General features: G+C 33.7%; 12 protein-coding genes. 9 read left to right on the top strand and 3 right to left on the bottom strand.

Annotation, left to right across the window (positions count from 1 at the left end; genetic code table 11):
* The first annotated feature begins 198 nt into the window (after window positions 1-198).
* On the top strand, window positions 199-1,038 hold the full coding sequence (locus ACW5YJ_RS13780; RefSeq protein ID WP_171914461.1) for a sialate O-acetylesterase: 840 nt from the start codon (window positions 199-201) through the stop codon (window positions 1,036-1,038).
* 114 nt (window positions 1,039-1,152) lie between these two features.
* Entirely contained in the window at window positions 1,153-1,629 is a 477-nt protein-coding gene (locus tag ACW5YJ_RS13775; protein WP_457338290.1) for a DUF1440 domain-containing protein, read from the top strand.
* Between the two features lie 77 nt (window positions 1,630-1,706).
* Here ACW5YJ_RS13775 and ACW5YJ_RS13770 read toward each other — a convergent pair whose 3' ends face one another.
* Window positions 1,707-2,012, bottom strand: a complete 306-nt coding sequence (locus ACW5YJ_RS13770; protein ID WP_153672438.1) for a monooxygenase — start codon at window positions 2,010-2,012, stop codon at window positions 1,707-1,709.
* A gap of 222 nt (window positions 2,013-2,234) precedes the next feature.
* Between ACW5YJ_RS13770 and ACW5YJ_RS13765 the strand changes: the two genes are divergently transcribed.
* Window positions 2,235-3,314 (top strand): aldo/keto reductase, encoded by a 1,080-nt coding sequence (locus ACW5YJ_RS13765; RefSeq protein WP_017722996.1) that lies wholly within the window; start codon window positions 2,235-2,237, stop codon window positions 3,312-3,314.
* A 74-nt stretch (window positions 3,315-3,388) separates the two neighbouring features.
* On the opposite strand, the gene ACW5YJ_RS13760 is transcribed toward ACW5YJ_RS13765, so the two are convergent.
* Window positions 3,389-4,780, bottom strand: a complete 1,392-nt coding sequence (locus ACW5YJ_RS13760; RefSeq protein WP_153672439.1) for a GntT/GntP/DsdX family permease — start codon at window positions 4,778-4,780, stop codon at window positions 3,389-3,391.
* A 252-nt stretch (window positions 4,781-5,032) separates the two neighbouring features.
* Here ACW5YJ_RS13760 and isaB (ACW5YJ_RS13755) point away from each other — a divergent pair, with 252 nt between their 5' ends.
* The 4 genes from isaB (ACW5YJ_RS13755) to cidR all read left to right on the top strand — a co-directional run bounded on the left by isaB (ACW5YJ_RS13755) (window position 5,033) and on the right by cidR (window position 8,516).
* On the top strand, window positions 5,033-5,629 hold the full coding sequence (isaB, locus tag ACW5YJ_RS13755) for an immunodominant staphylococcal antigen IsaB family protein (protein ID WP_426432894.1): 597 nt from the start codon (window positions 5,033-5,035) through the stop codon (window positions 5,627-5,629).
* A gap of 56 nt (window positions 5,630-5,685) precedes the next feature.
* Window positions 5,686-6,270: an immunodominant staphylococcal antigen IsaB family protein gene (gene isaB, locus ACW5YJ_RS13750; protein WP_171914468.1), complete on the top strand. Its 585-nt coding sequence runs from the start codon at window positions 5,686-5,688 to the stop codon at window positions 6,268-6,270.
* Window positions 6,271-6,741: 471 nt separating this feature from the next.
* Window positions 6,742-7,569, top strand: a complete 828-nt coding sequence (bla, locus tag ACW5YJ_RS13745) for a class A beta-lactamase (RefSeq protein WP_426432900.1) — start codon at window positions 6,742-6,744, stop codon at window positions 7,567-7,569.
* A 71-nt stretch (window positions 7,570-7,640) separates the two neighbouring features.
* On the top strand, window positions 7,641-8,516 hold the full coding sequence (cidR, locus tag ACW5YJ_RS13740) for a cidABC operon transcriptional activator CidR (protein WP_017722991.1): 876 nt from the start codon (window positions 7,641-7,643) through the stop codon (window positions 8,514-8,516).
* An 821-nt stretch (window positions 8,517-9,337) separates the two neighbouring features.
* Here cidR and ACW5YJ_RS13735 read toward each other — a convergent pair.
* Window positions 9,338-10,282: a LacI family DNA-binding transcriptional regulator gene (locus tag ACW5YJ_RS13735; RefSeq protein WP_017722990.1), complete on the bottom strand. Its 945-nt coding sequence runs from the start codon at window positions 10,280-10,282 to the stop codon at window positions 9,338-9,340.
* Window positions 10,283-10,438: 156 nt separating this feature from the next.
* On the opposite strand from ACW5YJ_RS13735, the gene eda reads away from it, so the two are divergent.
* Window positions 10,439-11,038, top strand: a complete 600-nt coding sequence (eda, locus tag ACW5YJ_RS13730) for a bifunctional 4-hydroxy-2-oxoglutarate aldolase/2-dehydro-3-deoxy-phosphogluconate aldolase (protein ID WP_457338289.1) — start codon at window positions 10,439-10,441, stop codon at window positions 11,036-11,038.
* A gap of 3 nt (window positions 11,039-11,041) precedes the next feature.
* Window positions 11,042-12,013 (top strand): sugar kinase, encoded by a 972-nt coding sequence (locus ACW5YJ_RS13725; RefSeq protein WP_171915831.1) that lies wholly within the window; start codon window positions 11,042-11,044, stop codon window positions 12,011-12,013.
* Window positions 12,014-12,016 lie beyond the last annotated feature (3 nt).

The following is a 12,016-nucleotide window of genomic DNA, read 5'->3' as shown; positions in this document are numbered from 1 at the left end:
ATCCTCCGATATGTTCATATTAGTAATTAAATTCACTTTTTTATCGATACGTAAACACTTTTAGGTGAAAATGTATTATTCTTAGTGAAGATTTATACTTTATAACAGTGCGAAATTTTAAAGCAATTCATTTTCTTAACTACGTGAATATAGTATGATGCTTATAACAAATACGTAATTAAGTTAGGAAGTTTTAATATGAAATCAATATTGCTAATAGGGCAGTCAAATATGGCAGGGCGAGGTTACTTGGAAGATGTTTCGCCTATTTTAGATGAGCGTATTATGGTTCTTAAAAATGGTAGGTGGCAAATGATGGATGAGCCGGTTCATAGTGATCGTTCTGTAGCTGGTGTTGGACCAGCTGCCTCATTTGCTAAATTATGGTTAGATGACCACCCTAATGAAACGATAGGCTTGATACCTTGTGCAGATGGTGGTACCTCTATAGATGATTGGGAACCAGAAAGCATACTTGCTAGGCATGCTATTACTGAAGCGCAATTTGCACAAGAAACGAGTGGAATTATAGGCATATTATGGCATCAAGGTGAGAGCGATAGTTTAAATCAACAATATCAAACATATGCTTTAAAATTAAATGAACTTATTGATCATTTTAGAACAACGTTAAATGTGCCTGAAGTACCGTTTGTGGTAGGTTTACTTCCAGATTTCTTAGGGAAGTCAGCATTTGGTCAAAGTGCCATAGAATATAAAGAAATTAATAAGGTTTTACAGCGAACGGCTGAAGAAAAAGACAATTGCTATTATGTTACGGCAGAAGGATTAACTTCTAATCCAGACGCTATTCATATCAATGCAGTTTCCCAACGGCTATTTGGTATGCGTTACTATCAAGCATTTTCAAAATGTGAACACGTTATTAATCCATTACCAGCAGAAACACAAGCTGACACACTATTATATAAACAAGAACATACAAAAAATGAGCAAATGTATATGCTTGTTGCTCAGTTCTCCGAAAATGAAATTACTTATGAAAAGTTTATAGAAGGTATGAAAGAGTTACAATAAATTAAAATTTCTTGGGAAATGAACTTTCTCCCATTCCTTTGTCCTATCTTGTTTAAATAATTCACTACATTTAGGGTAATTGTAATATTACAAGATATTTGAAGGGGTGAGGATATGGTTAGGTTTTCAATTAAACGTGTTGTACTTACAGGCACCATCGGCGGTTTCTTAGCAGGCGCTGTAAAAATAGGGTGGGAAGGTCTTTTACCACCACGAACGCCTAAACGTGATGAAGAACCACCACCTGTTAAGATGATGGAAATATTTAACGTGCCTGATAAAATACGTAATGCATCATATGTATATAATGGCAATGAAGTATCGTTTTCAGTCATGGGTATTCACTATGGTTTTTCTATAGTCAATGCTACATTGTACGTACTATTAAGTGAAAAATACAACTCAATTTCAAGATGGAAAGGCGGAATGTTTGGTATAGGTATCCATGTGTTATTTCATGAGATTATTTTACCCATACTAAAACTTACGCCTAAAGTTGATAAAATACCACCAGAAGAACATTTTTCAGAATTGATTGGTCATATCATATGGATGAATACGATAGATTTTGTGAGAAATTCAGTGAAATAATTTTACGTGGTATAAATTAACGCCCCCAACATATACATCTGATAGTATGTGTTGAGAGCGTTTTTGATTGTAATAGCTTAATTTATACGACCTTTATTAATTTTTGTGAGATTTTCATTAACATCGAATACTTTAGCATTTACAAAAGGTACACCCATAGATTTGATACGTTGGCTATGCATCTCTAAATACTGCTTTGCATGAGTTTTATTATCAAATGCGTAAATACCTCCTGCTTCTTGTTCTGACTCATTCTCAGTCCAAATCTTCCATAAAAATCCTGGTTCCTGATTGATAGATGTTGCTAAATCTTCAAATTGTTGAGCCATCTCATTACCAAATGGTCCCTCTAAAGGAAAATCTACTTGTAAAATTGTTACCATTAAAAACATCCTTTCAAAATTAAGTTAACTATAAGTTCATCATAACTAGAATTAGTAATGATGTGTACCAACAAAAGTTTGAGTTTGACGTATATTTCATTAAAAATATAAATGTTAAATAGCCATGATGATATGGTTTATATATTTTTATAAAAGTCATTTTGATTTAAATTTACTTTTAAAGGGAAAATAGTTAAAACTATATTAATAAGGAGGATAACTATGGATTATAAATTGTTAGGTAATTCAGGCTTATCGGTATCGAAATATGCTCTTGGTAGTATTCCGTTCGCAGGTACAAATGGTTTTGAAAATGCAGGTGGTATGTCTCAAGAGTTGACTGACTATGTGATAGATTATGCATTAAATCAAGGTATCAACCAATTCGATACTGCTAATTTATACGCTAAAGGTGATGCGGAAATTGCATTAGGTAAAGCGATTAGAGATAAACGTGAACAGATGGTTATCAGCAGTAAGACAGGGTTTCAATTAACAGATAATCCAAATGATGGTGGAGCAGGGAGAGTGAACATAGAGCGCTCAATTGATGCTTCTTTAAAACGTTTGAACACAGATTATATTGACTTATATTATACGCATTTATGGGATGGCCAAACGCCTGTAGAAGAGACGATACAAGTGATGAATGATTTGATTAGAAAAGGTAAGATACGTTACTGGGGCGTGTCTAATTATAGTGGTTGGGCGTTAGCTAAGACACATACTTTAGCAGTAGCAAATAATATGGCACCTCCAATTGCACAACAGATTTATTATACGCCTGAATCAAGAGAAGCAGAATATGAGTTATTACCTGCTGCCAAAGAATTAGGTATAGGTAATAGCATTTGGTCCCCTTTAGGAGAAGGGTTACTAACAGGTAAGATTAATAGACAACAGTCTGGGGAGTCCGGCACAAGACAAGGTGATGGTTGGGCAGAACCATATATCAAAGATAAAACGTTATTTTATAACCTCATAGATACCTTACAAGAAATTGCTGTGCAACATCGTGTTTCAGTTGCTCAAGTCACACTTGCGTGGCTTAGAGAGCGTCCCAACGTCGATTCTCTTGTTTTAGCTGCTAGAACGAAAGAACAACTACAAGATAATATTGCTTCATATAATTTAAAATTAACTAATCAAGAAACAGCCGCAATTACTGATTTAACTAACCCAGAGCCTATATATCCACTATGGCATCGTGCTATGAACTCTTATGATAAAGCATCAGAATCAGAAAAAGTTTATTTGGATGGTTATAATCAATTAATGTCTAATAAAGATACGCTATTGTAAGTATAGTGTTGTCAAAAATAAGCAAAGACAAAAAAGGAGTTATTCCAAGTTTGAGGAATAGCTCCTTTTTTGTCTTAAAAAATACCTATAATTGCATTTAATACCAATACCATGATTAAACCACTAATACCGACAATCGACTGTACGATAGTAATAGTTTTAAATGTTTCACCCATGGACATACCAAAAGATTCTTTGACTAACCAGAATCCACCATGGTTCACATAATTGAAGAATAATGAACCTGATCCAATTGAAATAGTTAATAATTCTTTATTTATACTAGGATCTGCTTGAACAAGTGGAAAGATTAAGTTAGTTGCACCAACGATACCAACTGTTGCAGAGCCTGTTGAAATGGATAATAGTGCAGCAACCACCCAACCCATGAGTAATGGAGATAACGAAAAGCTGTGTGCTAGGTGAACAATAGCAGTGCCTACCCCTGAATCTTCGAGGACTTGACCAAATGCGCCACCACCAGCAATAATGAGTATGATTCCTGCAATAGGTTTTAAGCTACTACCTAAAGCATCACGGATTTTTTGTGTATCTTGTTTATTAAAATAACCAAGTACGGTTATGGCATAGAGCACACCAATAAACATTGCAATGATCGGACTTCCTAAAAATTCAAAAATTTTATATTGTATTGTTTTTTCTCCAAAGAAAACACCTGCAATTGCATGTAATAACATCATGATGACAGGTACTAAAATGGTTGAAAAAGCTAAAATGGTTGATACCGATTCTGATTGTTCATCTTTATTATCATCTTCTGAAGTATATTGGTTTAACAAATCTTGATTTGGCTTTACGGATAATCTAGGTGTAATAAATTTTCCGTATAAAGGACCGGCGATGATAATAGTTGGAATGGCACAGATAATACCAAAAATCATCGTTAAACCTATGTTAGCATTAAATTGGTTTACAGAAATAAGAGGCCCTGGATGTGGTGGTACCATACCATGCATAGTTGCTAATGCTGCAATAACAGGTACGCCAATTGCAACATACGCAGATCCTTTAATTTTATTTTCGTCTTCCAATTTTTTAGCAATTGTAAAAATCAGTGGCAAAAGCATTATTAATCCGACTTCGAAAAACATTGGAATACCAATGATAAACGCAGCCAATGCCATCATCCAAGGTAATTTTTTATAAGATGCGTTGTGTAGTATAGATGAAGCAATTTTGTCGCTTGCACCAGAGTCGGATAGTATCTTGCCGAGCATTGCTCCTAGAGCAATAGTTACTCCAGTTTCTCCAAGTGTAGAACCGGCACCTGCTTCTATCGATTCGACAATTTTATCGATACCTAACCCCGAGGTGAATCCAACAAATATGGCTGTAAGCAACAGCGCTAGTAGTGGATGGAATTTTAATTTAGAAGTGATTAAAAAAATCAGTAACACAATACTAATTACAGTTATAATCAATAGTTGATAATCTTGAGTTGTCAATGGATGTTTCCCCCTTTGAATATGACAAAATTAATTAATATCTCTGTTATATACATCAGACATTAAATGTTTTGAAAGAAAATTAATTTTAGTCATGAGAAACATTTTAAAACAAATCAAAAATAATTACAATAAACCGCTTTCATTATACTGGCAAAACTAGAAAATTAATTTATTAAATATTTAATATTATCTTGCAATTAAAAATATTAGGTGTATGATGAAAGTGAATAATTACACTTTTGCAGATAGGTGCTACAAAAATGGAGGAGTGATTATATTCGTTATTTAGTCAGGTTATGTACAATAGTAGGCTTAACGATGGTACTGTTTCTAGGGCAATCTCTTGCGTATTTAACGAGTAGCAATCCAGAAAGAAAATCAGAAGCAAAAGCAGAAACAAAAGCAAGTCAAACATGGGGAGATGGCGAGGGTGGTGTTGATCTAAAATCTGAAACACCGTGGTACAATTATGATGGATACACAACTCATGATGCGTCATTCCCAGTAGATGACGACTTTGTACAGGCGCTAAAATACGATAATGTCACAATTAATGGATATAAAGTGGACCCAGATGCTTATAAAGAATTTGATCATTCAAAGATGTTATATGATACAATGATTAACTTTAATGAACAAGATGAAGTTGTGTTATTAAGATTTGCTACAAAACCTGATACAATTTCTAAAACTGAATTCAAAAATGCGCATCAAAGTAATGACATTTTAGCAGAGGGAGAAACACCAGGTGATGTAGGTAGTTTTGTTAGATATGAAACAAATGAAAGTTATTATAATGTGTACTTTGATAAACAAGGTTATCTATATCAAATAGAAATTCATTAATTACGAAAATTTGTTGTTTGGCAAAAAAGGACATAAATTTAAAGGAGTGATTTATTATGCGTAAAACAGGGAAGATACTTTCAGCAACTGTCGTTGTTTCAACACTTGTGCTAGGTTCTTCAGCAGCATATATTACGACAAATAGTCCAACTGCACAAGCAGCTGAGCAAGAGCAAAAATGGGGACATGGTGAAGGTGGTGCGAGTGGTGCAAATGCTGAAAGTAATGCAGAACTAAAAGCTGAAACACCATGGTATAACTATGAGGGCTATACAACATATGACCCATCATTCACTCAAGATTATAACTTTGTACGTGCTTTAAAATATGACAATGTTTCAATTAACGATTATAAAGTAGATACTGATGCTAAGAAAGAGTTTGACCACGTTAAAAAAATCTACGATACTTCTGTATCCTTTAATAGCGATAATGAAGTAGTTCAAATAACATTCTTCACAAAGCCGGACTCAGTTTCTAAAGAAACTTTCAAAGATGCACACAATTCTAATGAAATTATTGAGGAAGGGAAATTAGGTAATAAAGATGGTACGTTTGTTAAATATGAAACAAATGATGGCTTCTATACAGCTTTCTTTGACCAAAACGACAATTTAATGGAAATGACAATTGGTCAATAGAATAATCTAATAGCAATAATAATCTAAAATAGTGAATAGAGAGGCTGGGGCAAATTTAATTGTCTCAGCCTTAATTATTATAAAGCCCGACTTCACTAAAGAGCCACTTCTTAATTTATAAAGTTAGTGGCTTTTACACATGAGTGTATACTCAGGTGTTCCGCTTTTAAGAGGTAGTAGTTCTTATGCAAGGGCGAAAGCGCTTGTAATCAGTATATTGAGAAAGAATTGCTTATGCATGAATTTTAACGCAGATTAAGCTTTTACACCCTTCAACTCTAATTAATTTGACGGCGCGTGACGACAAAGACTTTTAAATTAAATTAGATTTCTGTCTCATTTCTTTATAATGTTGATTTTATTTAGTTAACTTTACAGTTATAATTATAAAAAAGTTTAATAAAAACATTTTAAACAATTAGGAGGATGATGTTTCTTATGAAAAAAATATTTCTAGCTACTTTGGTGAGTATGTTTACATTGATATTAGCACATTTAACGCATTATAATAGCGCATCTGCGAGTGAGCTTAAACATATTGAACAAGAGAATGATGTCACTATAGGTGTTTACGGTATGAATACTGATAATGGTAAAGTATACAAACATAACTCAGATGAAAGATTTGCATTTGCCTCTACCTATAAAGCCATTGCGAGTGGGATTTTACTCAATAATGTGCCTAACAGTAAGCTTAATAAAAAGATAAAAATTAATGAACGAGATATTGTTGCGTATTCTCCAGTTACCGAAAAATACATAGGTAAAACAATGTCATTGAAAAGTTTAGTACAGGCATCTATGCTCCAAAGTGATAACACTGCAAATAATAAGATTATAGATGAAATTGGCGGCATTGAAGGGTTTAACAATGAACTTCAAGGTCTAGGAGATTATATTTCAAAACCTCAAAGGTTAGAACCAGATTTAAATGATTACGACCCAACTAAAATTGCTGATACTACGACTCCAAGAGCAGCAGCAACAACCTTGCATAAATTGTTAGCTAGCAACCAAATGGATAAAGACAATCAAGCGTTATTAAAACAAGTTATGATTGAAAATGAAACTGGTGATAGTTTGATAAAAGCTGGTGTGCCTAAACAGTATATTGTTGGAGATAAGAGTGGCCAAGGTTTAACTTATGGAACACGCAATGATTTAGCATTCATATATACTGATAAACATAGAAAGCCAATTATTTTAGCAGTTTATACGAAACAAGATCAAAAAAACGCGAAACCTGATGACAAAATCATCGCAGCAGCAGCGGAAGAAGCAATTAAAAAATTGAAGTGATAAATTTGTCCCATCGAAGAATCAAATCAATTACTGATAATAATTAAACAGAGGGTATAGAGGAGTTTGAAATGGAAATTAAGCAAATGAAGTATTTTGTGGAAGTTGTGAAAAATGGTGGTATGACACAGGCATCGGAACATCTTTATATCGCGCAGTCTACAATTAGTAAGAATATCAAAAGTATTGAAGATGAATTTAGTATTACTTTGTTCGATAGACGAAAAAAGCACATTATACTGACAGATATTGGTCAAATATTTTATGATAAGTGCGTTGAAGCTTTGGCTGTACTGGATGATTTGTCGCTAGAAATGGGGGACGTCACAAACTTAGAACGAGGACATATTCGTGTTGGTATTTCTGCTATTATGAATGTTCGTTTATTTACAGAAAGTTTAAATGAATTTCATAACAAATATCCAAATGTAACGTATGAAGTGATAGAAGGTGGTGGAAAAGCTGTTGAATCTTATTTGAATAGCGACGAAATTGACGTTGGTATTACTACGTTGCCTGTAGATGATGATATTTACCATGCAGTACCTTTATATAACGAAAAGTTATTACTAGTGGTCGATAAAAATGCTGAGTTAGCGAAATACTCATCTGTGTATCTAGGGGATTTGAAGAGTGAAAAATTTATCATGTTTCATGATGATTATTATTTAAAAGACCAAATTATCGAAAGTTGTAGGAAAGTTGGATTTCATCCGAAAACAGTAGCAAAAATGTCACAAATTACTTTTATAGAAAATATGATTCGAGATGGGATTGGTGTGAGTATTTTGCCTGAGAGTATTGTACGCATTTTGAATGATGACGTTGTTGGTATTGAAATTACTGGGGCTGATGCTGCATGGAATTTAGGTTTGATTTGGAAAAAAGATAGTTATATGAACCATGTAACACATGAATGGATTCAATTTTTAACAGATTACAACTAAATATAAAATTATACTAGTTAATTATTATATTTAGTTAGCACCAAGTATTCTAAAAGGGAATGTTTAATATTCCAACTATGTATTTTAATCATGTTAATTATCATACTATAATAGATTCGTAGAGGGTTATGAGTACTCACTAATAAATCATTTATAATGATTTATAGATAAGTATTTCATAATGTATTTATTTTATCGTACACCTAAGATACAACAGCGGCTTAATAGAAAACGTTTTATTAACTAGGGTTCATAACTTACTATGTGAATTAAAAGTGCCTGAAATTGTGTATTGCCTGGGTAATACATTATTGCTACACAGAGTCGATGTAGCATAACCTAACATGGTTGTTATTTGTAAGCCTTAAACAGATGAATGATGTGTTACTTGTGAGAATATAAACATAATAATTCGAAATGGTAAATAAAACTAATGATAAATTAACTTTCTCCCAGTCATGAAGTTAAAAACACCCCATCCAACGCTATTGATAAAACATCATTTCGATACAAGACGCCACACATAGATGAAATAATGAACCTATCTATACGTTATATTAACTGTGTTTAACAAAACTTATTGTTATACTGGCTGTTGTAGTAAATCGATAAGATGACATACGCATTTATGAAGTCACTTATTAGATTTTAAAAACAATTACCAGACGAAACTATAATACATTGAACGAAATGGATATTTCGTTTGAAGTCATAAAAATGCATTAACCCTCTAGATAAATATCTCTCAAACAATTTCGCCCAAGTCTACACTGTCCATGTAGTCTTGGGCGCTTTGTTTATAGTATATATCAATATATTAATTAGTCTTCATTGCTTGTAGAAGGATGTAGGTGATACGCAGATTCTGTAGGTTCACCTTTGATAACTTGATCTAAAGTTGTGACAATTTGCTGTGCAATTTCAGCAGTCGGTACACCTATAGCTTGAACTGGGTAATCCAATTTTTTTATTTGTGGAATATTGTCATAAGAATAAATTATAGGTTGTTGATTTGAATCCATAGCATTAATCGTACCTACCGTAATATCATAGCTCCCGCAAATGACACCAGAAGAGAGTGCTTCGTTATTTAAAAATTGTTTGACCGCAGCTTCAGCATCTATTGCGTTCAATCCGTTAGAATCGATAATTCGGTAGGTAACATTGTTGTTTTCGCAGTAATTTACAATGGCTTCTTTTTTAGCAATTTGTCGAGCGTCTGTTGTATTGATGTCACCAATATAGTCTATTGTATCGATGCCTTTAGCAAGCAATCCTTTTATTGCTAAGACCATAGCTTCTGCGTGATTTACGTTAATAATAGGGTAGGGAATTGTACGGTCAACACCATAAGCAACCACAGGCACATTGTTATATATTTCTGGAGGTAGGTTAGAGTCGTCGCCTTCATCGAAGATTACAATACCGTCACAGCCAAATTCAACAAATTTTTTTGAAGCAGCAGCAACATCATCGATTGACACAAACATAACATAACCTAATGATTTAATAGCTAAATTAATTTCTGTAATGAGATGTGTTACAGCAACACGATCCACAGATGGCCAGATTAATCCAATTGTGCCACTTTTTTTAGAAACAAGTGCTCTTGCAGAATGATTTGGGATATAATTCATCTCAACCGCTTTTTGTTGAATCATTTGTTTTGTTTTTGGTTTAACTAATTGGGAATTTTTTAATGCTTTACTGACTGTGGAATAGCTGACACCACAGGCTTCGGCAACATCTTTTAAAGTCACAGCCATAAAACTTCTCCTTGAAATAGATTGATTTAAGTTAGAATTAATTATACCATAGAGACAAGCATTACAATATTTTTTTGAATATTAATAACAACGTTGTTATTTTTGGTCAAACTATTTTTTAAAAAAGGGGATGACAAGATGAATTCCGTAGAAACAATGAAAGTAATTCAACAAGAACAACATATTGCGGTGATGCGTACTGATGATGCTGAATCATTTTTAGATATTGCGCATACAATCATAGATAAGGGTCTTAATGTTATTGAAGTAACGTTAACAACTCCGAATGGCATCGATATTATTGGTGAGTTATCAAAGAGAGAAGATGCGCTTATTGGTGCTGGCACAGTATTAGATAGCGTGTCTGCACGTAATGCCATTTTAAATGGTGCCAAATTTATAGTAAGTCCATCTTTTGATAAAGAGACGGCGAAAATGGCTAATCTATATGATGTACCTTATATTCCTGGATGTATGACTGTTAAAGAAATGGTCGAATCTTTACGATACGGTTGCAAAGTATTGAAACTATTTCCTGCGACACAGTTTTCTCCAAAATCTATAAAAGATTTTAAAGGACCTCTACCTCAAATTGAAATTGTTCCTACAGGAGGGGTTAGTAAAGATAATCATCAAGAATGGTTAGACGCAGGAAGCTTTGCGGTCGGTATCGGAAGTGAAATTACAAAAATTTATCAACAACAAGGTAAAGTAGGTTTAATGGATTATGTAGATGAATTAAAAAGCGAGGGGTAATTTATGACGGTATTTGGATTTGGTGAAGTGTTACTACGCTATACTCCGCCTAATTATGAACAGCTTAAAGATACACATACATTTGACGTAAATGTCGGCGGCGCAGAATTGAATGCGCTCATTACATTAGCAGAATTTGGTCATAAAACAGAGATGTTAACGGTGTTACCACAACATGCACTGAGTCACATAGCATTACAAAAAATGTATCAAACACGTGTAGGCACTGAATTCGTCAAACAACAGCAAGGTAGAATAGGGACTTATTACATGGAAGAAAGTTTTGGTTATAGAAGCGGAAAAGTTATATATGATCGTGAGTATTCTACATTTGCGCAACATGGAAACACAGTTATCGACGGCTTAGTTACGCAAAGTGGCGATTTCTTCATCTTCACAGGTATTACATTAGCTGTTAATAAGGCTATTCGTGAGCAAATTGTATCAGTACTTACAGAATTAAAAGCACAAGGTACTAAAATTGTGTTTGATATTAATTTCCGTAGCAATTTATGGACAAAAGCAGAAGCATTACCGGTAATTCAATCTGTATTACCACTTGTAGATGTATTGTTCTTTGGCAAGAAAGACGCTACTCACTTGTTAGAAACGAATGACGAATATGATGATATTGAAACTTGTGCTAAGACAATACAAAAGCGATTTGATATAGATTTAATGGCTTCCAGTAATCGAGATATTGAACAAAGTACATTGCAAGGAATTGCACTAGCTGGCGAAAAATTCATAAGTGGTAAAGCATATCCATATACCGTACTTAACCGTATTGGAGCTGGCGATGCGTTTATGGCTGGATTTTTACATGGTCTAGCAAAGGGATGGCAATTAAATGCTATAACTGATTTTGCTACAAAATGCTCAGTTATACAACATACGACAAATAAAGATGCATTAAATATAGATGAAAGTGCAGTTCATAACCTGTCGTCGCACTTTGGTGAACTGAAACGTTAAGGT

Source organism: Staphylococcus sp. mip270_02 (assembly GCF_054031535.1).
This window is presented reverse-complemented; position numbering and strand designations above follow the sequence as displayed.